The following is a 22,090-nucleotide window of genomic DNA, read 5'->3' as shown; positions in this document are numbered from 1 at the left end:
CGATGTGCACACTCTATGGGCTTGGTGGGACGCGTGTAAACCCGTGTGACTCGTGTGATCAGGAACCGGAACCGACGAGTGCGAAGGCCCGCACCGGGAACGTCCCGAAGCGTCGGACGGCCGGCGGCGCGGCCGTGAACCGCGCACCACGCGCCGGCACCGCAGCCAGGTTCGTCAGGTGCTCGACGACGTGGACGCCCGCCGCGAGAAGGATGCTGTGCGCTGGCCGGTGCCCCCCGCTCTCCGTGTCGTCGATGTTGAGCGAGTCGATGCCGACGAGCGCGACGCCCGCATCCACGAGATACCGCGCGCCGTCCTCCGTGAGGAACGGAGCACCTCGCCCGTAAGCAGGAGTCCCGAAATGACGGCTCCACCCGGTATCGAGCAGCACGGCCGACCCCGCGAGCTCGCGGTCGCCCATCGTGACCGCCCCGATCCCGCGCCGCTCCGACGTCCAGGCGTCGTGCAGATGGAAGACCTCCGCCCGCAGGTCGACGAGAGTCTCGAGGTCGAGAGCAGCGAGATCGCCACCGTCCGCGTACCGGTGGAAGGGAGCGTCCAGGTACGTCCCGGTGTTGCCGATCATTGTGATGATGTCCATCGCGAACTCGGTGCCCTCGGCGTACTTGCCGCGCGAATCCTCGCGAGTGAGGTGCGGGGTGATGACGGGTACGGGCAACCCGGGGTAGGTCACCATCCCCGCGTCGATCGTGTGGCTGAGATCGATGACTCGCTGCGCCAACGGCGCTGCCGGCTCCGCACCCCGCGACCCACGATGCGGCTCTTCGACGACCGTGAGCCCGCGGAGCTCGACGTCCTGCACCAGCGCGAGCCCGAGGTGGCGAGTGAGCAACGCGGCGACCTCATCGTGGCCGACACCGGCAGAGGGAACGTCGAGGCGGAAGCCCTCGCCGGTCATTCCCCCTCCGTTCGCGAACGACAGGGAGAAGTCGAAATGAGCCCGGTATTCGGCAGGTCGCGTCATGCCCTCATCATGGCGCACCCACCGGGCCCCTCATGTCTCCGGGCGTCCCGCCCCGCTCGCATCGGCACCAGTGGGGCGCCGGCCGTGGGTTCAGCGGAGACATAGCGGCCGCCCCGGAACCATCCAGCCCCGCCTGCCACTCTGGTCGCACGGCTCGGACAGGCACCTTTCCGGCCCACGCGGGTATGGGGCCCGCGGCTCCGCCCCCGACGACATGCCCCCCCCCTGTCGCCGGGGGCGGCCTGCGTCCGGCGGACAGCCTGCGTCCGGCGGACAGCCTGCGTCCGGCGGACAGCCTGCGTCCGGCGGTCAGGTGCCGAAGCGCTTCAGCGCCGCAGTCACGACGTGCTTCGCGGACGCCGCGGCACGACCGACGACCTCGGCCGCATGCGCCGCCCCATCGGGGAGCGGCTGGCCCGGGTAGTCGATGTCGGGCGCGTCGTCGCCGTAGGCGTCGACGAGGAACGGCACCAGCCAGTCGTCCACGACCTCGAGCGGTTCCACCGCGAGGCTGTAGAAACGGCGCTGACCGTCTTCCCTCACGCTCACGAGCTCCGCCTCCCGCAGCACCTTGAGGTGCTTCGACACCGTGGGCTGGCTGATGCCGAGGTCGGCGACGATCTGGCTCACGCTCGTTCCGGCATCCCCCTCAGCGGTGCGACGCAGGAGGAGCTGGAGGATGTCTCGCCTCGTGCCGTCTGCGATCACGTCGAAGATGTCGGTCATGAGATCAGGGTAGTCGTCCCCGGCACGGAGTACCATGACGAAGGCTCGGCGACCGCCGCCGTGGCGCCGCCGTTGCGGCAGAGAGACGAAGGGGGACGCGATGTCGGGCATCGTGTCGGCGTCGTCCCCCGGCCTTCGACTCAAGACCGCCGCGTCGTGGGGCAAGCACATCATCACGTCGTCGCCCTCGCGCTTCGCGATCGTGATCTTCGCCCTGCTCATCCTGGTCTTCACCGTGCTGCTGTCGCTGCCGATCGCCTCGGCGTCGCGCACGGTCACCCCGCTCGCCGACGCCCTGTTCACCGCGGTCTCCACGATCTGCGTGACCGGCCTGGCGACGGTCGACATGGCGACCCATTGGTCGCCGTTCGGGCACGTGCTGATCTTCATCGGCGTCAACATCGGCGCGCTCGGTGTGCTGACGCTGGCCTCGCTGATGGGCATGCTGATCTCGAAGCGTCTCGGACTCCGAGCCAAGCTGCTCGCCGCCGGCGACACCAATCCACTGCGCGCGCACGGCGGCGTGGTCAACGAGAGCCAGACCGTTCGTCTCGGCGAGGTCGGCCAGCTGCTGACGACCGTCGCCGTGTCCGCCCTCATCATCGAGGGCGCGCTCGCCGTGCTGCTCTACCCGGCGCTCGTGATGGCCGGCGTCGACCCCATCGCCGCCCTGTGGGAGGCTCCGTACTTCTCCGCCATGGCGTTCACGAACACCGGCTTCGCCCCCAACGCGGGCGGCGTGGCGGTGTTCGCCGACGACTACCTCGTGCTGTCGCTGCTCATGGTCGGCGTGTTCCTCGGCAGCATCGGCTTCCCCGTCATCTACACGCTCGCCAAGCACGTCTGGCACGTGCAGAAGTGGTCGTTGCACACCAAGCTCACCCTCGTGACGACCGTGCTGCTCTTCGTGCTCGGCGCCGCCGTCTTCCTCGTGCTCGAATACAACAACCCGAAGACCTTCGGATCGATGGATGCCGCGGACACGACGTTCCAGGCGTTCTTCCTGTCGGCGATGACGCGATCAGGCGGGTTCAGCGTGATCGAGATCGACGACATGAACGGCTCCTCGCTGCTCGCCGCGAGCATGCTCATGTTCGTCGGCGGCGGCTCGGCATCCACCGCCGGCGGCATCAAGGTGACGACCCTCGCCGTGCTCGCCATCGCCGTGTGGTCGGAGGCCAAGGGCCGCCAGTCGGTCGAGGCGTTCGGACGCCGCATCCCGAGCGACGTGCAGCGCGTCGCTCTCAGCGTCGTCGCCTGGGGCGCGACGATCGTGGCGCTGTCGACGATCGTGATCGCGCAGATCACCAAGGCCGACATCAGTCACGTCCTCTTCGACGTGATCTCCGCCTTCGCCACGGTCGGGCTCTCGTCGGGACTCACCGCCGAGCTGCCCGATGCCGGCGCCTATGTGCTCGCGGCCACCATCTTCATGGGGCGCGTTGGTACAGTGACACTCGCCGCGGCCGTCGCCGCGACATCGCGAACGCAGTACTACTCACTGCCCGTGGAAAGGCCGATCGTTGGTTGAAGTCCTCCGGGGCGACGCTCCCGTCCTCGTCATCGGTCTCGGCCGGTTCGGTGCCGCCTGCGCGGGCGAGCTCGACCGCCTCGACCGCGAGGTGCTCGCCATCGACGACAATCTCGAGCTCGTGCAGAAGTGGTCCGACCGGGTCACGCACACCGTGCAAGCCGACGCCAAGAACATCGACGCGCTCCGCCAGATCGGCGCCCAGGACTTCCAGGTCGCGGTCGTGGCCGTCGGATCGTCGATCGAGGCGTCGGTGCTCATCACCGCGAACCTCGTCGACCTCAAGGTGCCGCAGATCTGGGCGAAGGCCGTGTCGCAGTCGCACGGCAAGATCCTCGCCCGCGTCGGCGCCAACCACGTGATCTATCCCGAGCGCGAGGCCGGCGAGCGCGTCGCGCACCTCGTCTCGGGTCGGATGCTGGATTTCATCCGCTTCGACGACGACTTCGTGCTCGCGAAGATGTACCCGCCGAAGTTCATCCGCGGGGTCGGCCTCAACGAATCGGGCGTGCGGAGCAAGTACAAGGTGACGGTCGTCGGCGTGAAGAGCCCCGGCAAGCCGTTCCGCTACGCCGAGGCGAACACCATCGTCACGAACCACGACCTCATCATCGTGTCCGGCACCAACAGCGACATCGAGCGGTTCGCGGCGCTCGACCGCTGACCCCGAGCTCTCACGAGCCCGTCGCTCTGCGGCGCGAGGTCACGAGCCCGCGGCGAGCTCCTTCGCGCGCGCGAGCGCGGCGGCTGCGGCCTCGGCGAACGTGCGGTCGAGGTGTGCGTCCTGCAGCACGGCGACCGCGCGCTCCGTCGTGCCCTTCGGGCTCGTGACGCGACGGCGCAACTCCGCGGGCTCCTCCCCCGAGGCGTCGAGCAGCGCGGTCGCGCCGATGAACGTCTGCTCGGCCATGAGTCGCGCGTCGGCCCGGTCGAAGCCCATGCCCTCGGCGGCCTTCGTGAGCTCTTCGATGAGCAGGAAGACGTAGGCAGGACCCGAGCCCGAGATGGTCGACAGCGCGTCAATCTGCGTCTCCGGCACCTCGACCACGGCACCGACGGTCTCGAACAGGCGACGGACGAGTGCGAGGTCATCGTCGGATGCCCCGCTGCCGGCGGCGAGACCGGTGACCGCCTTGCCGACGGTGGCCGGAGTGTTCGGCATCGATCGGATGACACGGGCGTCGGCGCCCAGGCCCTCGGCGAACGTCGCGAGGGTCACGCCCGCAGCGAGGCTCACGACGATCGCGTCGCCGGCGAGCGAGGGCCGGATGTCGCGCAGGAGGTCGGGCACCATTGCGGGCTTGACGCCTACGAGCACGATGCGCGCATTCGAGACCGCGGCGGCGTTGCCCTCGGGCTGCTCGGACAGGGCGATGCTCGTGACGCCCTCGAGATCGGCGAGCGCGGCGGCCTTCTCAGCGGTGCGGTTCGTGGCGGTGATCCCACCGTCGACGCGGATGCCGGAGGCGACCACCCCGCGGAGGATCGCTCCCCCCATCGATCCGGCACCGACGAATGCGAGCGAGGGAAGAGAGTCAGCCATGCCGTCATCCTACGGCGGGCGCACCCGGCATCCTCTCGAGGGCGGTTCTAGACTCGGACCATGAGTGCTTCCGGCGGCAGCAAGGCGATCATCGCGGCGTTCCTGGCGAACCTGGGCATCGCCCTGGCCAAGTTCCTCGCGTGGGCGCTCTCGGGCTCGGCGTCAATGCTCGCCGAGGCGATCCACTCCGTCGCCGATTCCGGCAACCAGCTGCTCCTGATGCTCGGCGGCCGCAAGGCGAAGCGCGAGGCCGACCGCGCCCACCCGTTCGGGTACGGGCGCGAGCGCTACGTGTACGCGTTCGTCGTGTCGATCATCCTGTTCTCGGTCGGTGGCCTGTTCGCGATCTACGAGGGCGTCGAGAAGCTCACGCACCCGCACGAGCTCGACCAGACATGGTGGTGGCTGCCGATCGTCGTGCTGCTGATCGCGATCGGGCTCGAATCGTTCTCGCTCCGCACCGCCGTCAAGGAGAGCAACCTGGTGCGGGAGAAGGGACAGTCGTGGGTGTCGTTCGTCCGTCGGGCGAAGGCCCCCGAACTTCCGGTGGTGCTGCTCGAGGACGTCGGCGCGCTGACCGGTCTGGCTTTCGCACTGCTCGGCGTCGGTCTCACGGTCATCACCGGCAACCCGGTCTTCGACGCACTGGGCACGCTCATGATCGGCACCCTGCTCGTGCTCATCGCCATCGTGCTCGGCGTGGAGACGAAGAGCCTGCTCATCGGCGAGGGCGCCACGGTCGCCGATCACGACCGGATCGTCGACGCGATCAACGCGGGCGACGAGATCGAGAAGATCATCCACATGAAGACCCTCTACCTGGGACCGGACGAGCTGATGGTGGCGGCCAAGATCGCCCTCAGCGCCGACAAGCCTCTGCGAGAAGCGGCCGACGACATCGACGCGATCGAAGCCCGCATCCGGGAGGCCGTGCCGATCGCACGCGTCATCTACATCGAGCCCGACGTGTACCGCCCGTCACTCGACCCCGAACCCTCGACCGACGTCTTCGTGCTGAAGTCCTCGGACTGAACGGCCGAGCCGCCGACTGTGCGGTCGGGCGGCTGGGCGGCTGGGCGGCTGGGCGGCTGGGCGGCTGGGCGACTGACTGTGCGCGGCTGATCGGCGACCGGACGACCGCGATCAGCGGCGCTGCTCGAAGAACTCCCGCAGCAGCGCGGTCGCGGCATCCGCGTCGACCCCGGCGACGACCTCGGCCCGGTACGGCAGCCGACGGTCGCGGAGCACGTCGTACATCGAGCCGGCCGCACCCGCCTTGTCGTCCCAGGCGCCGAACACCACGCGTGCGATCCGCGCCTGCAGGATCGCGCCCGCGCACATCACGCAGGGCTCGAGGGTGACCACCAGCGTGTGCCCCTGCAGATTCCAGGAACCGACGGATGCCGCAGCGCGCCGCAGCGCCTCGATCTCGGCGTGCCCGGTCGGGTCGTGCGTCGCTTCCCGGGTGTTGCGTCCCTCGGCGATGATCGCCCCGCTCGGGTCCAGCACCACCGCGCCCACAGGGATCTCGTCGGCGGCTGCCGCGTCCACGGCGAGCTCGAGTGCGCGCTGCATCGCTGCGGAATCGGCCTCGTTCATGCGTCGAGCCTAGGGGGTCCGATGTCGTGCGCGAGCCCGCGGCGCATTAGCCTGTATCCATGCGTGTCCACGTCGCCGACCACCCTCTCGTCACCCACAAGCTCTCGGTGCTGCGCGACCATCGCACCCCGTCGCCGGTGTTCCGTCAGCTCACCGAGGAGCTCGTCACCCTCCTCGCCTACGAGGCGACCCGCAGCGTCAAGGTCAGCCCGATCGAGATCACGACACCCGTCACCACGACCATGGGCGTGAAGATCTCCGAACCCCGACCGATCGTCGTCCCCATCCTGCGAGCCGGACTCGGCATGCTCGAAGGCCTCGTCAAGCTGCTGCCGACCGCCGAGGTCGGCTTCCTCGGTATGGTTCGCGACGAGCAGACGTTCGAACCGACGACCTACGCCGAGCGCCTCCCCGAAGACCTCAGCGACCGCCAGTGCTTCGCGATCGACCCGATGCTCGCCACCGGTGGATCGCTCGCCGCAGCGATCCAGTTCCTGTTCGACAGGGGCGCCAAGGACGTCACGGCGATCTGCCTGCTGGGCACCCCCGAAGGCGTAGCGGCGATCGAGGAGATGGCCGGTGACCGCGACGTCACGCTCGTGCTCGGCGCCCTCGACGAGCGGCTGAACGAGAAGGGCTACATCGTGCCGGGGCTCGGCGACGCAGGGGATCGTCTGTACGGCACGGTCTGAGCCGAGTCTCGATCCGGGGCGGGACTCGTCGCCCTAGGGATTCCGAGACTCCGCGCCTCCGGGCGAGACGCGTCTCACTGAGGAGTTCGCGCCTCGCGGGCGGGACTCACGTCCGTACGTCGGAGTCTCATCGGCGTGATCACACGGAGATCCGGTACCCGCGTTCCTCGCCGTGGGGCACGAAGCCGGCTCGTTCAAGGATCGGCGCCGACGTCGCGAGGCGGCCCTTCACCAGCGCCGTCGTCGCGCCGCGTTCTGCGCTCGCCCGCAGTCGTTCAGCGAGCACGGCCCTGTACGCGCCCCGCCCGCGTGCGTGTTCCAACGTCGCCGCGCCCCAGAGGCGTGCGAATCCATCGACGATCGTGCAGCCCCCGGTGCTGACTGCTTCGCCATCGATGCGAGCGACGACGCGGAGTCCGGAGCCGGCGTCGAGCGCATCCTTGACCTCTGCGAGCTCGATGCGCAGTCCGTCGTCGTCGAGCGGCGCCTGCTCCCAGACCGGCACGTTCACGCTGTCGACCTCGCGCACCTGCCGCAGGGTACGCACGATCTCGGCGGTCACTCCGGCAGGCACCTCGATGGCCGGACGGCTGATCGCGCGGGCGAAGACGGCGACCGTGTCGATGTGCTCGGCGCCTCTCTGCCGGAGCTCGTCTTCGATGTCAGGCGAATCCGACGCATTGGTCCAGAACGTGAACACGGTCTCGCCCCATGCCCTCGTCCGCTCCAGCGCATGGACGAGCACGTCCGCCGGATCGGAACGCGAATCGACCTGCGACCCGCGCACCCCGCCGCCGAATCTCGCCGGGTAGCGCACGAGCTGCAGATGAGTCCTCTCCTGTTCGCTGTCGCGCGGGAACCACGCCCACGCTGCCGACGCTCGCAGGATCTCCTCGGTGGTGTGGGCCTCTGGAACCGCGTCCGTCACCGGAGGTCGGGCGCCGGAAGCCGCGCTGACCGCCGGCTCCACCTCGCGTGCAGACTCGCGCGGGGCGGCGCCGGTCATGCCGCCGCCCCGACGAGTCGTGCGAAGGCACTCAACCGGGCGACACCCTCGGGCGTGCGAGGGAGGTCGTCGAGAAGCGCCGGGGAGTGAATCAGGTAGGCGGCGACCTGCGCTCGAGAGATGGCGACGTTCAGACGGTTCTGCATGAGCAGGAACTCCGGTCCGCGAGGCGCATCCTTGCCGCTCGACGCTGCGAGCGACGTGATCGAGACGACCGCTTCTTTGCCCTGGAAATTGTCGACCGTGCCGACGGGCACGTCCGCGAAGCCCGCGGTGGCGAGAGCGTCGTGCACGAGCTGCCGCTGAGCGTTGTACGGCGTGACGACGATGATGTCGTTCTGGGCCAGGGGGCGGGCCGGCGCGGTCGCCGTCGTCATGTGGTCGGTGACGCTGCGGCCGAGCAGGTCGCGAACGAGAGCAACCACCTGGTCGGCTTCCTCGGACGACTGCGTGGCGTTGCCGCGGTGACGCAGCGGGATCACATGGAGCCCGGGATCGATGCCCTGGATTCCACGCCTCTCGGTTCCCGGCGCCGACGCCAGGCGTCCTGCGTAGGCGAGACGCGACACGGGGGCCGCGACGAAGGGATGCATGCGCCATGAGCGTTCGAGGAAGTACCCGAACTCCGGCCGGACGACCTCGTCACCGTCCATGACCCAGCCGAGGGCCGAGGTGTCGACCGGCTCGGGATGCGCCCCCTGGCTGACCTGCGGCAGCTGCTGAGGGTCACCCAGGAGGAGCAGACTCTTCGCGCCGGCCGCCACCGCGATGGTGGACGCCAGCGAGAACTGCCCGGCCTCGTCGACGACGAGGAGGTCGAGACCGTGACGGTCGACCCTCGTCGTGTTGCTGAAATCCCAAGCCGTGCCGCCGACGACGACCCCGCGGTCCTTGTTCTCGCCGAGGAACGACGCCATGCCTGATTTGGGTATGACGGTGTATCCCGCCTCGATCGACGGATCCTTCGGTGCCTTCCCCACCTGCCCTGGGGGCACTCCGTCGGCGACGACGCGCTCGAGCAGGTTCTCGATGATCGAGTGCGACTGGGCCACGACGCCGACGCGGTATCCGTGCTCGTTCACGAGCCGCGCGATGACCTGCGACCCCGTATACGTCTTACCCGTGCCCGGCGGGCCCTGCACGGCGAGGTAGCTGGCGTCGAGGTCGAGGACGGCCCGGACGATCGCGTCGACGGTGTCTTCGCCCTGGGCGGGGAGCGGCTGCCCCGACCGTGTCCGCGGCGGGATGCGACGGAGAATATCGGTGGCGGCGTCGTGGGGGTACTCGGGAGCGGCGGCGTGCACGGCATCCGCCCACTCGTCGATCGCACCCTGCAGAGACACGACCCGCGGCGGAGCGGCTGGTGTCAGTGCGAGGGGCAGCTCATCCCATGTCTGCCCCTGGATCGCCGTCTCGGTGACGCGATAGCCGTCGTCGAGCACGCCGATGATCGTCACGGTGTGAGGCACGTGAACCGCGCGCGACGGCACCTCGAGATCGAACGGTGCCGGGACTTCGTACAGCGCGAACGGCTGCCCGCCCTCACCGAGGGTCGTGCCGGGAGACACCTCCCCGCGGATCTCGATGTCGCGCGACATCACACGGCGCCCCTCACCGACGCTCCACTCGCGGACGACCCGGGAGGCAAGGCGATCCACACGAACGACATCGCGCGTTCCCTCCCACATGGTGACGGGTTCCCGCAGCCGTTGGAAGTGCGAGACCCAGAAGCTCTTCGCCTCGCGGGGGAAGAAGTCGATCGCGGCGGCGGCGATTCGGTGGACCTGACCGTCGGCCCCCGCGGCGGCGGCGCGCTCCGCGTCGGCGAGCAGCGCGACGGACCGCGGGGAGGGCTCGTAGATCACCTCGTCCGCTTCGTCGGGCGGCGCCGGATTCACGCCCTCGCGGCGCGCGATCTCGATCAGCCAGTCGCGGAGGCGCCTGGTGGAGACGCAGTCGTAGCGGTTGTAGTCGGCGAGGTCGGCGAGAACCGCATCCGCATCGGCCTGCTCCCCCGCTGCCGCGAGCTCACGGGCCGCGACGTACTGCACGATCGAGTCGTCGCCCTTCTGCACATCGCTCGTGCGAACGTCGTCGCCCATGTAGAGAGGCTCGAGCTTCTTGATCGAATACGAGCGTGATCCGACGCGGACGGTCCGCAGCACCAGTGGGTAGAGATCGACGAACACGCCCTCGCGCAGCAGCCTGTCGACCTCGGCCTCACGCACGCCGTACCGCGCCGCCATCGCGATCAGGTGCGACGTCTCATATGGGGCGTAATGGTAGATGTGCATGCCGGGATGGGTGGTCCGGCGCAGCGTCACGAAGTCGAGGAATTGCTCGAAGGCCCGTTTCTCCGCGGCGAAGTCGTGCGCCCACAACGCCGAATACTGATCGTGGTTGTCCACCCACCCGAAGAGATAGTCGAGTCCCCACTGCGCCTGGCCGTCCGCCCCGGGCTCCGTATAGAGCGGATCGCCCTCGAAGTCGAAGAAGATGTCTCCGAGGCTGGGCACCGGAAGCGTGTGGATCGCGGCGGCGTAGTGCACGTCGTAGGTGGCCGCACCCTCGGCATCCGCCCGCAGCTGCACCCGCGCCTGCGCCCGCAACGTCTCGAACGAGTCGGTGTTCATGCCCACCGGGGCGATCGTCGCGTCGGCCAGGGCGTCGACCGTCTCGATCCCGGCCGCGCGGAGACGGGCGCGCTGCACGGGGCGCATCCGCGCGACCATCAGGAGATCGCAGTGGGCGATCACCTGCTCCTCGCACGTCGCGCACCGCCCGCAGGCGACGATCTCCAGCTCGCCCCGGTCGTCTCCCCATGCGAGCGCCGCATCGGGACTCGCATCGTCGATGCGGCGATCGGCGATCAACGCGCGCAGGCGGGCACGGCGCACCTGGAACAGGGGCAGCAGATCGTCGACGCGATGCGTGCTGAGGGTGCCGTCGCCGAGGATCAGGTCGACCTCATCGGAGCGGGGAACGCCCAGTCGGTCGAGTTGGTCGACGTATGCCGCCAGCTGCATGAGCGCCGTGACCCGCGCGGTGCGCGCGAGCTTGGAATCCTGTACCCGCCAACGCCCGTCGTCGTCGCGCTTCAGGAAGTCGGCGAATCCGACGAACTCGTCGGTCGAGAACGCCGCCTGGAAGACGACGACGGCGTCGGAATCGAGGGCGACGATGGTCTCGTCGACCGCTGCGGCGAGCGCATCCGCATCGATCGACGACACTTTCTCGACCCTGTGGACGCGCTCCTCGCCGAGCTCAGCGATGTACCGCTCGAGCACGTTCTGCTCGTGTACGTCTCCGAGGCGAGCGGCGCGGGCGAGAGTGGCGTCTTCCGGCTCATCGACAGCGGGTACTCGCCCGAGCTTCGCATCGATCGCTCGGCACCAGGCGAACTCGCATTCGGCGGCCGCCTTGAGATCACTGGCGCTCCAGATGACGCGTTGCGCCAGGGTGTCGATCCGCACGTTTCTCCCGTTCCCTCGGATGCTTCGACACTAGTCGCGGCATCCGACACGGGCTCTCGATGAGGGTTGAGCGGTCAGCGCCACCAGGTGTCGTCGGGCGTCACAGGCAGGTGCCGCTTGTGCTGCGTGGCGAGATACCGCGATTCGAGGCGGCCGGCGACCTCGGGATCGACCTGTTCGCCCTCGAGGAATGCGTCGATCTGCTCGTAGGTGAGCCCGAGCTCATCTTCATCGGCGCGACCGGGCTGTCCGTCGAGCAGGTCGGCGGTCGGCACCTTGTACGCGAGTCGTTCCGGCGCGTCGAGGTGCAGCAGCAGCGACCGCCCCTGCCTCTTCGAGAGCCCGGACAGCGGGAGGATGTCTGCCGCGCCGTCGCCGAACTTCGTGTAGAAGCCGGTGACAGCCTCGGCGGCGTGGTCGGTGCCGATCACGAGCAGGCCGTCGTGTCCGGCGAGGGCGTACTGGGTCACCATGCGCAGACGCGCCTTGATGTTGCCCCTGTTGAAGTCGGTGATGTCACTCGTGACGGCGAACTCGATGTCCTCCTCGACTCCGTCGACGCCGTTCTGGATGTTCACCTCGACCGACGAGTCGGGTTCGATGAACGCCAACGCTGCCGCCGCGTCCTCCGCGTCGTGCTGCACGCGATACGGCAGGCGCACGGCGAGGAACTTCGCCTCACCGCCCTCGGCGCGCACCCGCTCGACCGCCAGCTGGGCGAGCCGACCGGCCAGCGTCGAGTCCTGGCCTCCGGAGATGCCGAGGACGAACCCTTTGGCTCCCGTCGTTCGCAGGTAGTCGACGAGGAACCCCACGCGGCGTTCCACTTCTGCTTCCGGGTCGATCTCGGGCTTCACGCCGAGCGCTTCCGCGATCTGCTGCTGCAGGGTCATGGCGGTCCTCCGGTCTGGTCGTCATCAGTATCCTCCCCCAGTGTTACATCGGAATGACGTCCTGGGCGCGCAGGCGGGACGGGCAGTCGACGAGCGATGGGAGAATGGTCGAGTGAGACTTCTCGTCGCCGCGATGGCATCCGAACTCGACGCATTCCCCGACGACTTGGAGGGCTTCGACCAGCTCGTCACAGGCGAGGGCAAGATGCAGGCGACCTACGCGTTGACCCGCGCGCTGTCCTCGAAGGACTACGACGAGGTCGTCGTCGTCGGCACAGCGGGGGGTATCGATCCCGAGCTGGACGCCGTGGTGCACGAGATCGGCAGCGCGCTGCAGCACGATGTCTTCGACCTCGAGGGCGTCGCCGGGCAGCACGTGTCCCTGCCCGCACGCGTGTCGACGGGCCGCGAGGGCGTGCTGATCGCGACGGGAGACAGCTTCGTCGGCGATGCGGGGATCACGGCGGTCATCCGCCCCTCCGGCGCCGGACTCGTCGACATGGAGACGTACGCGTACATCTGGGTCGCGCAGCAGTTCGCGGTGCCGATCCGCGCGTTCCGGGCGATCTCGGACCGCGCAGAGGAAGGCGCACTGGTCGACTTCCGTGCGGCGATCGCCCGCTGCAGCATCATGCTCCGGGAGACCGTCCGCCAGGAGTACGGCGTCTGACGTTCAGCGCATCTCGATGATGCTCGGTCCGTTCGGCGTGGCCCGCACCGACAGCTGCGCGGGGATCTGCTCCTTCATCGCCTCTACGTGACTGATGACGCCGACCGTGCGGCCGCCCTGTCGCAGCTCGTCGAGAGTGCGCATCGCGACATCGAGCGTGTCGCCGTCGAGAGAGCCGAAGCCCTCGTCGATGAAGAGTGTGTCGAGGCGGATGCCGCCGGCTCGCGCCGTGACGACCTCGGCGAGCCCGAGTGCGAGCGCGAGCGAGCTCAAGAACGTCTCTCCGCCGGACAGCGACTGCGCGGGGCGCGTCTGGCCGGTGTAGGCGTCGAACACGACGATGCCGAGGCCAGAGGTGGCGCCGCGGGCAGCGAGAGCATCGGAGTGCCGCAGCTGGTACCTGCCCATGGACATGTCGGTCAGCCGTCGATTGGCGGCCTCGACGATCTCCTCCAGCTCTGCGGCGAGCACGAACGTCTCGAGCGTCATCTTGCGGGTGTTGGCCCCGCGCCCGGCCACGGCGTCGGCGAGCCCTCGCAGCACCTCGAAGTCCGCGGCGCCCGCGGCGCTCTGCGCGTGCGCGGCGATCGCCGATGCGATGAGCGCCGTGAGTTGCTCCGAGACCGCGGCGGCGCGCTCGGCCTCGGCCACTGCGGTCGACCACTGCGTCCGCGCATCGACGGAGCGCAGCTCGACCGGACCGAGATCGATCGGGTCTTCGGGGAGCGTCCGCAGTTCGAGGTCGAAGAGAATGGCTCGTTCCTTCTCGCGCTCGACGGTGTGCTGGGAGATGCGGTGTTCGAGGTCGTCCTGCACGGCGGGCGCGCGCAGCGCGAGCTCAGCGGCGGGCGCGTCGCCGAAGGTGGACGCCTCGAGCGCCGCGGACAGTTCCTGGGCGGCTGACGTCGCGGCGTCGGACCGCCGCACTCGTTCATCGGTGGCCTCGACGAGCCGCCGCGCGTCGGCGACCTCGCGTTCGGCGGCGGAGATCCTCTCGGCGACCGACGAGAAGGTCGCGCGAGCCTCCGACACCGTCGCGACCGCGTCAGCCTCCCGCTGCTCGACGACCGCGTGCGACTCCCGGGCGGCGGCGAGCGCGGCGGCTGCCTCCTCGCGATCGCTCTGCAGGGCGGCGATGCGCGCCGACAGGTCGGTGGCGCGTCGTTCGAGCTCCGTCAGCCGTTCGGCGGCAGCGAGGCTCTGCGCATGCTCGTCGGTGGCGCTGGTCAGCTCGTCGGTCGCCGTGCGGACATCTCTCCCATCCGCTCGACCGGTCGCGGCGGCGAGTTCGACCCGCAGCGCCGCCACCCTCTCGGCAGCCGCTCGCTCGTCCTCGACGGCCTCGTCGCGGCGCGTCTCCGCGGCGACGACGTCGTCGGCGGAGACGGGATCCGTGTGGTCTGCCGGAGCCGGATGCTCGTGGGCGCCGCACACCGGGCACGCCTCGCCGTCGACGAGCGCACTCGCCAGCTCACCCGCGAATCCGTCGAGACGACGTTGTCGCAAGCCCGCCAGCTCCGTCTGCCTCGTCGCCAGAACGGAGCTGGCGCGGGTCAGATCCCTTTCCGCCTCGAGGTGCGCCTCCTCGAGGCGTGCGACGTCGTTCGCGGCGGTCACGCGCACCGTGGCGCTCTGCAGCGCGATGGCGAGGTCATCCGCCCGGTCCGCGATGCGGCGGAGATCGTCGCGCTCGCGGGTCGTGTCGTCGAGCAGGGCCGGCAGCGTCTGGCCTTCGGAGTCGACAGCGGCGAGGCGCGCAGCGGCCGCGGTCACGGCGTCCGCAGCCCGGCGCAGTTCGGCCTCCCGGGTCGACGCTGATCGCTCGAGCTCGTCAGCGCGCCTCCACGCGCCGGTCTCGCGAGTCCGTTCGGATGCCCATGCAGCGATGTCGTCGGCGTCGATGCCGTGGGAATCCCATGCGCGCTCCGCCCTCGTCTGCTCCTCGACGGCTCGCGCGAGCGCCGCGTCCGCGCGCGTCGCGGCGACGATCGTCGTACGCAGGCTTTCCGCTTCTCGAGCCCTGGACAGCTCTTCCCGTGCGGCGGCGATCTGCGGTTCGACCTCGTCGAGACGGTCGAGAGCCTCGCGTGCGCGGTCGCGTTCTTCCTGCGCCCGGCGCTCCTCCCGCGCGGCGCTCAGCGCGGCATCGGCGTCGGCCGACCGTCTCTCTGCGTCGTCGCGATCTGCTGCACGACGCTCGGCGCGGTAATCGGCACGCGATCTGGCTCGCTCGAGTCGGCTGATGCGGTCGTGGGTGGTCAGCACCGCAGCGGCTGCGAGTTCGCCGTCTCCGGTCGCCCCCCGGTCGGCTCCGGCGTCGTCGTCGCTGCCGAGGCCCGCGCTCCGGACGAGCCGTTCGGCTTCGTCCAGCCTCGCACCGACCACAGCGAGCCCCGACGCGAGTTCCTGTTCGGCCGCGCGACGACGCTCGTCGAACCTGGCCTGCACGTCTTCGAAGCGCTCGGTGCCGAACAGCCTGCGCAGCAGCGCCTGGCGCTCTCGACTTCCGGCGAGCAGGAACTCCGAGAAGCGGTTCTGGGCGAGGAGGATGACCTGCAGGAACTGCTCTCGGCTCAGCTGCAGGATGTCGTCGAGCTCGTACGCGGCCTCCCGCTCCCTGGCGGCGAGGCCGATCCACTCGCCCCCGATGAGGGCGTCGAGCTGCACGGACGACGCCTGCACGGTCATGCCTCCGCCCCGCTTCTTGGGCCGCTCGTACTCGGGCGAGCGGCGCACCCGGTACCTCCCGGCCGGCGTGCCGAACTCGACGACGACCTCGGTCACGTCGTCGGGCTCGCAGTGGTCGCTGCGCAGACGCTTCTCGCCGCCCTCGTATCGAGGGACGCCCCCGTAGAGACCGAAACACACGGCATCGAGAATGCTCGACTTGCCCGCTCCCGTGCGTCCCTCGATCAGGAAGATGCCGTCGTCGGCGAACGCGTCGAAATCGACGATCTGGCGTTCACGGAAGGGGCCGAACCCTTCGACCTCGAGCCGGTGGAGCTGCACCAGGACCCCCGCCTCAGATCAGCGCGTCGGCGCGCACACGGTCGTCGAGGACCTCGCGGATCAGCGCGCGCTCGCGTTCGGTGGGGCCATTTCCTGAGCGGACGTGCTCGAGGAACGCATCGATGCGCTCGATGTCCGACACAGCACCGCGCAGCCGGTCGACGTAGGAGCGAGGGGTCTGATCCCCGACCTCCGACGGCTGGTGCTGCACCATCGCGCAGAACGGGAATCGCTCACGCAGGCGGCGCATCGGCTCGCTCTGCGCGACGGCGTCGGTGTAGACGGCGCACACCCAGTGCTCGGCATGGGCGGCGACGTTGGCCTCGGAGAGGATCTCGTCGAGCGTCCCGGTGAGGGTGACCAGCAGGCGGGGGACGGGGAGAGCGAGCCATTCGACCGCGGCGAGGCCCTGTGCGTCCAGGTCGACGAGCCACGACCCGCGGGGCTTGCTCTGCTCGCCGAAGCTGTAGTGCAGCGGCGCTCCCGAGTAGCGCACCCGTTCGCTGATCTGCTGCCGTCCGTGGATGTGTCCGAGCGCCACGTAATCGGGGCCGTCGAAGACCGACAGGGGGACGACGTCGAGCCCTCCCTGACGCACTTCGCGCTCGAGCCCGAGCGTGGCGTCGACGCCGGCGGAGAAGCAATGCGAGATCGCGACCGACCGGCCGGGATGCGCCTGCATGCCGCTGCGGACCAGGTCCATGGCATGAGCGACGGTCTGCGCCTGCGTGCGCAGCTCGGCCTCCGGCCAATGCTGGCGCACGATCGCCGGCTCGAGATACGGGATGCCGAAGAACTGCACCGGCCCGTGTTCGTCTTCGACCGTGATGGGCGTTCCGATCGCGAGAGGGTCGGTGAGCACGTGGATGCCGTCGCGCAGGAGCCGCGCCTGGAACCCGAGACGGGCGGCGGAGTCATGATTCCCGCTGGTGACGATCACCCTGGCGCCCGTGTCGCTGAGGGCGACGAGCGCGTCACTGAGCAACGTGTACGCCCCACCCGCGGGCGTTGCAGAGTCGAAGACGTCCCCGGCGATCACGACGACATCGACCTGGTTCTGGCGCACCTGCTCTGCGAGTGCCCCCAGGACATCGGCCAGGGCGTCCATGGTGGAGTTGCCATGGAACGTGCGACCGATGTGCCAGTCGGAGGTGTGCAGGATGCGCATACTCACACGCTACGAACCCCCACCGACATTCGCTTCGAGGCGTGCCGCCGAGGACGCGGACCGATCGAGGATCGGCGCGCGATGGAGTGTGCGGAAGGTCCCCTGACCCACCCTCGTCACGACGATCGGCACGCGGTGATGCGTGGTGCGCGGTGCGCGATCACCTGTGCGACGTGCGGGGCTGCGCGATGCGATTCGCGGGCTGCCCTCCGCCCCACAGGAGCCGGACTTGCCCCTCCGGCTGGGGGTGTGCCCGCCCCGTCGTGACTACCGACTTCCGCTCTACTCCTCCAGATCGCTGGTCCAATTGGCCTGCTGGATCCGGTTGTCCAGCTCCCTCAGCTCGCGTGCGGTCTCGTCCGCCCGGGTCCGCAGCGACGCGACGGGGAGCGCGGCGAGCTGGCGCAGCTCGGAGCGCATCTGTCGGAAGCCCGGCGAGGACGCCCCTGATGCCGCCGCAGCGGCATCCGTGAGGAGCGAATGCCGCAGGCGCAGCACGTCGCGTGCGGCGAGCGCATCGGTCATGGTGCCGTCCGCGCCGAGGTCGAGGCGGGCGTTCGTCGCATTGATGCGCCGGATCAGGTCGCGCAGCCTTTCGAGTGCCTCTTCGGCTTCGACGAGCAGGGCCGACGCATCCTCTGCCGGCTCCTCGCCCTCCTGGTATCGCGCGTTGGCGGTGATGCGGGCCCGCAGCTGCTCGATACGGCGCTGCAGGTCGGCTCTGGCGGTGAGTGCCTCTGCGAGTCTCATTCCCTCATCCTCGCAGGACGTCGGCGTGTAACACGGCGTCACACGACGACATGGTCATCGGGACCGCAGGAGCGTGGCGTGCTCGGGGTGCGCGGCGAACCAGTCGGCGACGTACCAGCACACCGCATCGACCTTGCGGTCGCCGCGCGCCTCGATGTCGGCGACGGCCCCCTCCACGACGGTCCCTGCATAGCCGTGGCCGCGGAAAGTCGGGATCGTGAAGGCCCTCGTGAGGGCGATGGTCCGGCCGTCGTCGCGGTAGTCGAGCACGCTCACGAGCTTTCCGTCGCGAGTCAGCGTGTACCGCGAGGCGTCCTTCTCATCGGTGAGGATGAAGCCGGAGGCGAGTGTCGAGCTGGTCACGGCTCCACGTTACGCCCGCCACCCCCGCCGAGGGTCGTTTTGACACAGGCGGACTTCTTCGGACATAATCCCTCCCATGACTACCAACGCAAGCCCTTTGTCCGCCCAGGAGGCGAACGGGACTGCCGGGATGATGATGCCCGGTCGCGTTGGCATGTGTTGCCGAATGTGTCGCTGAACGAACAGCCACTCCGTCTGACCTGACCCTCGCGATCTGCGTGGTCCGGGTCTCCGAGCATCCACCCTTGCTCGCTTCTCCGGCTCGCCCGGTCATTCATGCAACGCATCAGAGCCCGTCCGGCTCACGTCCTGAGGACTTCATCATCATGTCGAACACCGCACTTCTCGAGCGTCCCTCCTCCGCTGCCGCCCCGGCCTCCGTCGCCTCGGCACCGCTCGCCGCCGATCTGCCCGCCGTCCGCTCGCCCCGTGGCTTCGCGCTGTACGTCGGCCTCGACGAGATCAAGGCCGCCGAAGCGGGGGTGAGCCTCCCGCTCCTCGTCGACGCCCTGCGGCGCACCCTCGCCGAGCTCGCTCCCGGGGCCGAGACGCACGCGACTGTGGCGCTGGCCCCGCACGGCTCAGGCGGACGCGACCTCGACGTCGTGCGCCTCGCGCTGCACGAACCCGGCGCGATCGCCCGCACCAAGGCCGCGGCTGAGGAGGAGACCACGGTCGAAGAAGGCGGGGTGGTCGTCGACATCTCCCGCAAGCGCGTCCTGATCGACGGCGAGTCCGCCGCCTTCACCTACAAGGAGTTCGAACTGCTGCAGTACCTGGTGCTCCGCGAGGGTCGCACGATCGAGCGCAGCGAGCTGGTCTCCGCGCTCTGGCAGGCGCAGGACGACGAGACCCCCGGCGAGCGCACCATCGACGTGCACGTGCGCCGCCTTCGCGCGAAGCTCGGCCGCTACGAGGACATCGTGCGCACCGTGCGCGGCATCGGCTACCGCTTCGACCGTCACGCCGACGTCGTCATCCGCTACGGCCACGGAACGCCGTCGCCCGATCGCTTCTGATCCGAGTGTCAGGCCCGCCGCGTAGGGTGGGCGCATGACCCTGACGCAGGATGCCGCAGCCGCCGAGGCGGCCGCTCACCCTCGTCGGGAATCGGTGTATCGACCCGGACACCACGTCGACTTCCGACGCACGGTCGGCATGCTCCGTCGCGGCCCCGGCGATCCCACCATGGTCTTCGACGGCGCCGTCATCTGGCGCACGGTGCGCACCTCGCGCGGGGCAGCCACGCTGGCCCTCCGCGCCGTCCGCGACGAGATCAGGGCGAGCGCCTGGGGCGACGGAGCCGGCGAGGCGCTCGACACCGTGCCCGCGCTCTGCGGCAGCGACGACGATCCCTCCGGATTCGACCCCTCCCCCCATCCCTTCGTCGCCGAGGTCGCGCGGCGCACACCCGGCATCCGCCTCGCCAGAACCGGCGAGGTCTTCGACGCGCTCGCCTGTGCGATCCTCGAGCAGAAGGTGACAGGTCTCGAGGCTTTCCGCGCCTGGCGTCTCCTGGTGACGAAGTTCGGCCATCGCGCTCCTGGTCCCGCGCCCCGCCCCATGTACGCCGCCCCCACGGCATCCGAGTGGCAGCGCATCCCGTCCTGGGACTGGCATCGCGCCGGCGTCCAGCCGCCGCAGTCGAAGACGATCGTCACGGCGGCCGCGCGGGCCGACTCGATCGCTCGCGCCTTCGTCGGCGCGCCGACCGGAGACGGCCGCGACCGCGTACTCACCAGCCTCCCCGGCATCGGCGTGTGGACCTCCGCCGAGACCCGTCTGCGAGCGCTGGGCGACCCCGACGCCGTCAGCGTCGGGGACTACCACCTCGCCCACGAGGTCGGCCACGCCCTCACCGGGCACCGTACCGACGACGACGGGATGCTGGAGCTCCTCGCGCCGTGGGCAGGCCACCGGCAGCGCGTGATCCGCCTCATCTACGCCAGCGGCGTCAGCGAGCCGCGCCGAGGTCCCCGACTCACCCCGGCCGACCATCGTCGGCACTGACCGCGTAGCCGCCCCGCCGCGGCCCTAGGCTGAGTCCATGTCACGCACCGCCCTCCGCGTCTCCGTCACCGTCGGTCTGCTCGTCGCCGGTGTCGTGATCGGCCTCGTGTTCCAGAACGTGTGGCTCGGCATCCTGATCGCCGCGATCGTCTGGCTGGGCTGGTTCCTCGGCTACGAGTCGCGGCGCGGCCACAACGCCGGTGTGAACGACGAGGATCAGGGCATAGAGCTGTGACCGTCGCCGGCCGTTAGCCTTGATTCATGGGTGACACGCGATCCGGCTTCTCAATCGAACGCCGCGGGCTCGACCTGCGTTTCCGGACGGTGACCCTCTCCTCGCGCGAATGGCTGGCCCCCGGCTACGTGCGTCTGCGACTGACCGGCAGCGATCTCGACGGCTTCGCCTCCCTCGGGTCCGACGATCACATGCGCCTGTTCTTCCCCACGGGACCAGTGGGATCCGTCGAGGAGATGCGGGCCGCACCGAGCCGCGAGTACACGCCGCTCGTGTGGGGAGACGGCTGGCTCGACGTCGAGTTCGCCGTGCACGGCGACTCCGGCGTCGCCGCGCCGTGGGCGGCAAGGGCGCCACTTGGCTCGTCGATCGGCGTCGGCGGACCGCGCGGCTCCGCGGTGATCGACGGAGAGCCCGATTCCTGGTTGCTGGTCGGGGACGAGACGGCGATCCCGGCGATTCGTCGTTTCTCCGCTCTCATCCCCGACTCGACTCCGGCTCGCATCGTCATCGAGACCGTCTCGGCCGCAGGAGAGATCGACATCGACGCACCGGTCCAGGTCGAATGGCTCCACCGAGCAGACGCCGCACCCGGCTCAGCCCTGATCGCCTTCCTCGACGGGCTGACCGAGGCGGATGCCGTCGGCGCCGACCCGTTCGTCTTCGTCGCCGCCGAGCAGTCGGTCGTGAAGCCGGGTCGCGGCCTGGTGGAGCGCTGGGGTGTCGACGTCGGAAAGGCAGTCGTCAAGGGCTATTGGAAGCGCGGCGAGGCCGAATACCACGCGCCCCACTGACACCGGCGACCCCCGCCCCCCGCCCGCTCTGCATGACCTCGCGACGGATGCCGGGTGGACGGTCGTCCGCGAACCCGAGGAGTATCCCCGATACTCCGCGCGCTACTACGCGTCCTTCTTGGAGGACGCCGACGGCATCCGCATCGAGTTCATGCACAACCCGCCGAAGGAGAGATGACGCCGCGTCCTTCTCTGCACTGACGGGTCCTTCCGACTCTTCTCCACGGTTCGCGGAATCCCGGAATCCGTTGCCGCGGACCCGTGTCAGACTCGCCTGATCGGTGCGACGATCGGGGGATGGGGTTCATGAACGATGCGCAGACCTGGACGGTGATCGGCGTCGTCAGCGCGTTGCTGTTCAGCATGATCGGCGTCGTGTCGACGCTCTTCGTACGGATCCTGCGTGCCGAGATCGGCGGACTCCGGGGCGAGATGAACGCTCGTTTCGACGCGGTCGACAGCAGGTTCGACGCGGTGAACAGCAGGTTCGACGCGGTGAACAGCAGGTTCGAGGTGGTCGACAGCAAGTTCGACGCGATGAACAGCCGCATCGACGCCATGGGGGTCCGCATCGACGGGCTCGACCGCGACGTACAAGCGCTCGTGAAGCGCATCTTCGGTCTCGACCGCGAGTGACCTCGCT

General features: G+C 69.5%; 21 protein-coding genes. 10 read left to right on the top strand and 11 right to left on the bottom strand.

Annotation, left to right across the window (positions count from 1 at the left end; genetic code table 11):
- Window positions 1–58: 58 nt before the first annotated feature.
- On the bottom strand, window positions 59–985 hold the full coding sequence (locus FSY98_RS11725; RefSeq protein ID WP_144876862.1) for a cyclase family protein: 927 nt from the start codon (window positions 983–985) through the stop codon (window positions 59–61).
- A 309-nt stretch (window positions 986–1,294) separates the two neighbouring features.
- Complete coding sequence (locus FSY98_RS11720; protein ID WP_144876861.1) at window positions 1,295–1,711, bottom strand: helix-turn-helix transcriptional regulator; 417 nt, start codon at window positions 1,709–1,711, stop codon at window positions 1,295–1,297.
- Window positions 1,712–1,811: 100 nt separating this feature from the next.
- Between FSY98_RS11720 and FSY98_RS11715 the strand changes: the two genes are divergently transcribed.
- Both FSY98_RS11715 and FSY98_RS11710 read left to right on the top strand, forming a co-directional pair.
- Window positions 1,812–3,242: a TrkH family potassium uptake protein gene (locus tag FSY98_RS11715; protein WP_144876860.1), complete on the top strand. Its 1,431-nt coding sequence runs from the start codon at window positions 1,812–1,814 to the stop codon at window positions 3,240–3,242.
- The gene (locus tag FSY98_RS11710; RefSeq protein ID WP_047520565.1) at window positions 3,235–3,906 is read left to right on the top strand and encodes a TrkA family potassium uptake protein; all 672 of its coding nucleotides are present in this window, start codon (window positions 3,235–3,237) and stop codon (window positions 3,904–3,906) included. The genes FSY98_RS11715 and FSY98_RS11710 overlap by 8 nt, the downstream gene beginning before the upstream one ends.
- Window positions 3,907–3,945: 39 nt before the next feature.
- On the opposite strand, the gene proC is transcribed toward FSY98_RS11710, so the two are convergent.
- A complete protein-coding gene (proC, locus tag FSY98_RS11705; protein WP_144876859.1) occupies window positions 3,946–4,785 on the bottom strand; it encodes a pyrroline-5-carboxylate reductase in 840 nt (279 codons plus the stop codon).
- 60 nt (window positions 4,786–4,845) lie between these two features.
- Between proC and FSY98_RS11700 the strand changes: the two genes are divergently transcribed.
- Window positions 4,846–5,817, top strand: coding sequence for a cation diffusion facilitator family transporter (locus tag FSY98_RS11700; protein WP_144876858.1), 972 nt, complete (start codon window positions 4,846–4,848; stop codon window positions 5,815–5,817).
- A 111-nt stretch (window positions 5,818–5,928) separates the two neighbouring features.
- Here the strand turns inward: FSY98_RS11700 and tadA are convergent, their stop codons facing one another.
- A complete protein-coding gene (gene tadA / locus FSY98_RS11695; RefSeq protein ID WP_144876857.1) occupies window positions 5,929–6,384 on the bottom strand; it encodes a tRNA adenosine(34) deaminase TadA in 456 nt (151 codons plus the stop codon).
- 59 nt (window positions 6,385–6,443) lie between these two features.
- On the opposite strand from tadA, the gene upp reads away from it, so the two are divergent.
- Window positions 6,444–7,076 carry a uracil phosphoribosyltransferase gene (upp, locus tag FSY98_RS11690; protein WP_144876856.1) on the top strand — a complete coding sequence of 211 codons (633 nt, stop codon included), beginning with the start codon at window positions 6,444–6,446 and terminating at the stop codon, window positions 7,074–7,076.
- 139 nt (window positions 7,077–7,215) lie between these two features.
- Here upp and FSY98_RS11685 read toward each other — a convergent pair whose 3' ends face one another.
- The 3 genes from FSY98_RS11685 to nadE form a co-directional block, all read right to left on the bottom strand.
- Window positions 7,216–8,082, bottom strand: coding sequence for a GNAT family N-acetyltransferase (locus FSY98_RS11685; RefSeq protein ID WP_260857386.1), 867 nt, complete (start codon window positions 8,080–8,082; stop codon window positions 7,216–7,218).
- Window positions 8,079–11,555, bottom strand: a complete 3,477-nt coding sequence (locus FSY98_RS11680) for a bifunctional RecB family nuclease/DEAD/DEAH box helicase (RefSeq protein WP_144876855.1) — start codon at window positions 11,553–11,555, stop codon at window positions 8,079–8,081. The genes FSY98_RS11685 and FSY98_RS11680 overlap by 4 nt, the downstream gene beginning before the upstream one ends.
- A gap of 74 nt (window positions 11,556–11,629) precedes the next feature.
- Window positions 11,630–12,448: an ammonia-dependent NAD(+) synthetase gene (gene nadE / locus FSY98_RS11675; RefSeq protein WP_144876854.1), complete on the bottom strand. Its 819-nt coding sequence runs from the start codon at window positions 12,446–12,448 to the stop codon at window positions 11,630–11,632.
- Window positions 12,449–12,560: 112 nt separating this feature from the next.
- On the opposite strand from nadE, the gene FSY98_RS11670 reads away from it, so the two are divergent.
- Entirely contained in the window at window positions 12,561–13,118 is a 558-nt protein-coding gene (locus tag FSY98_RS11670; RefSeq protein WP_144876853.1) for a nucleoside phosphorylase, read from the top strand.
- Between the two features lie 3 nt (window positions 13,119–13,121).
- Here the strand turns inward: FSY98_RS11670 and FSY98_RS11665 are convergent, their stop codons facing one another.
- From FSY98_RS11665 to FSY98_RS11650, 4 genes are all read right to left on the bottom strand, one after another.
- Window positions 13,122–16,127 carry an AAA family ATPase gene (locus FSY98_RS11665; RefSeq protein ID WP_144876852.1) on the bottom strand — a complete coding sequence of 1,002 codons (3,006 nt, stop codon included), beginning with the start codon at window positions 16,125–16,127 and terminating at the stop codon, window positions 13,122–13,124.
- 13 nt (window positions 16,128–16,140) lie between these two features.
- A complete protein-coding gene (locus tag FSY98_RS11660; protein ID WP_144876851.1) occupies window positions 16,141–17,295 on the bottom strand; it encodes an exonuclease SbcCD subunit D in 1,155 nt (384 codons plus the stop codon).
- Between the two features lie 282 nt (window positions 17,296–17,577).
- Window positions 17,578–18,045, bottom strand: a complete 468-nt coding sequence (locus FSY98_RS11655) for a DIP1984 family protein (protein WP_144876850.1) — start codon at window positions 18,043–18,045, stop codon at window positions 17,578–17,580.
- A 54-nt stretch (window positions 18,046–18,099) separates the two neighbouring features.
- Window positions 18,100–18,408: a GNAT family N-acetyltransferase gene (locus tag FSY98_RS11650; protein WP_186307661.1), complete on the bottom strand. Its 309-nt coding sequence runs from the start codon at window positions 18,406–18,408 to the stop codon at window positions 18,100–18,102.
- Window positions 18,409–18,734: 326 nt separating this feature from the next.
- Between FSY98_RS11650 and FSY98_RS11645 the strand changes: the two genes are divergently transcribed.
- The 5 genes from FSY98_RS11645 (at window position 18,735) to FSY98_RS11620 (ending at window position 22,083) form a co-directional block, all read left to right on the top strand.
- Entirely contained in the window at window positions 18,735–19,427 is a 693-nt protein-coding gene (locus tag FSY98_RS11645; protein ID WP_144876849.1) for a winged helix-turn-helix domain-containing protein, read from the top strand.
- Between the two features lie 34 nt (window positions 19,428–19,461).
- A complete protein-coding gene (locus FSY98_RS11640; protein WP_144876848.1) occupies window positions 19,462–20,418 on the top strand; it encodes a DNA-3-methyladenine glycosylase in 957 nt (318 codons plus the stop codon).
- A 37-nt stretch (window positions 20,419–20,455) separates the two neighbouring features.
- A complete protein-coding gene (locus FSY98_RS11635; protein ID WP_144876847.1) occupies window positions 20,456–20,653 on the top strand; it encodes a hypothetical protein in 198 nt (65 codons plus the stop codon).
- A 26-nt stretch (window positions 20,654–20,679) separates the two neighbouring features.
- Window positions 20,680–21,447, top strand: coding sequence for a siderophore-interacting protein (locus FSY98_RS11630; RefSeq protein WP_144876846.1), 768 nt, complete (start codon window positions 20,680–20,682; stop codon window positions 21,445–21,447).
- A 306-nt stretch (window positions 21,448–21,753) separates the two neighbouring features.
- Window positions 21,754–22,083 carry a hypothetical protein gene (locus FSY98_RS11620; RefSeq protein ID WP_260857385.1) on the top strand — a complete coding sequence of 110 codons (330 nt, stop codon included), beginning with the start codon at window positions 21,754–21,756 and terminating at the stop codon, window positions 22,081–22,083.
- Window positions 22,084–22,090 lie beyond the last annotated feature (7 nt).

The sequence above is a fragment of the Microbacterium sp. 1.5R genome (assembly GCF_007667425.1).
Lineage (GTDB): Bacteria > Actinomycetota > Actinomycetes > Actinomycetales > Microbacteriaceae > Microbacterium.
This window is presented reverse-complemented; position numbering and strand designations above follow the sequence as displayed.

Excerpts from the sequence above, each read along its gene's own strand:
- FSY98_RS11725 (WP_144876862.1), bottom strand. The coding sequence starts at position 985 with ATGACGCGACCTGCCGAATACCGGGCTCATTTCGACTTCTCCCTGTCG.
- FSY98_RS11720 (WP_144876861.1), bottom strand. The coding sequence starts at position 1,711 with ATGACCGACATCTTCGACGTGATCGCAGACGGCACGAGGCGAGACATC.
- FSY98_RS11715 (WP_144876860.1), top strand. The coding sequence starts at position 1,812 with ATGTCGGGCATCGTGTCGGCGTCGTCCCCCGGCCTTCGACTCAAGACC.
- proC (WP_144876859.1), bottom strand. The coding sequence starts at position 4,785 with ATGGCTGACTCTCTTCCCTCGCTCGCATTCGTCGGTGCCGGATCGATG.
- FSY98_RS11700 (WP_144876858.1), top strand. The coding sequence starts at position 4,846 with ATGAGTGCTTCCGGCGGCAGCAAGGCGATCATCGCGGCGTTCCTGGCG.
- tadA (WP_144876857.1), bottom strand. The coding sequence starts at position 6,384 with ATGAACGAGGCCGATTCCGCAGCGATGCAGCGCGCACTCGAGCTCGCC.
- upp (WP_144876856.1), top strand. The coding sequence starts at position 6,444 with ATGCGTGTCCACGTCGCCGACCACCCTCTCGTCACCCACAAGCTCTCG.
- FSY98_RS11685 (WP_260857386.1), bottom strand. The coding sequence starts at position 8,082 with ATGACCGGCGCCGCCCCGCGCGAGTCTGCACGCGAGGTGGAGCCGGCG.
- nadE (WP_144876854.1), bottom strand. The coding sequence starts at position 12,448 with ATGACCCTGCAGCAGCAGATCGCGGAAGCGCTCGGCGTGAAGCCCGAG.
- FSY98_RS11660 (WP_144876851.1), bottom strand. The coding sequence starts at position 17,295 with ATGCGCATCCTGCACACCTCCGACTGGCACATCGGTCGCACGTTCCAT.
- FSY98_RS11655 (WP_144876850.1), bottom strand. The coding sequence starts at position 18,045 with ATGAGACTCGCAGAGGCACTCACCGCCAGAGCCGACCTGCAGCGCCGT.
- FSY98_RS11645 (WP_144876849.1), top strand. The coding sequence starts at position 18,735 with ATGTCGAACACCGCACTTCTCGAGCGTCCCTCCTCCGCTGCCGCCCCG.
- FSY98_RS11640 (WP_144876848.1), top strand. The coding sequence starts at position 19,462 with ATGACCCTGACGCAGGATGCCGCAGCCGCCGAGGCGGCCGCTCACCCT.
- FSY98_RS11635 (WP_144876847.1), top strand. The coding sequence starts at position 20,456 with ATGTCACGCACCGCCCTCCGCGTCTCCGTCACCGTCGGTCTGCTCGTC.
- FSY98_RS11630 (WP_144876846.1), top strand. The coding sequence starts at position 20,680 with ATGGGTGACACGCGATCCGGCTTCTCAATCGAACGCCGCGGGCTCGAC.
- FSY98_RS11620 (WP_260857385.1), top strand. The coding sequence starts at position 21,754 with ATGAACGATGCGCAGACCTGGACGGTGATCGGCGTCGTCAGCGCGTTG.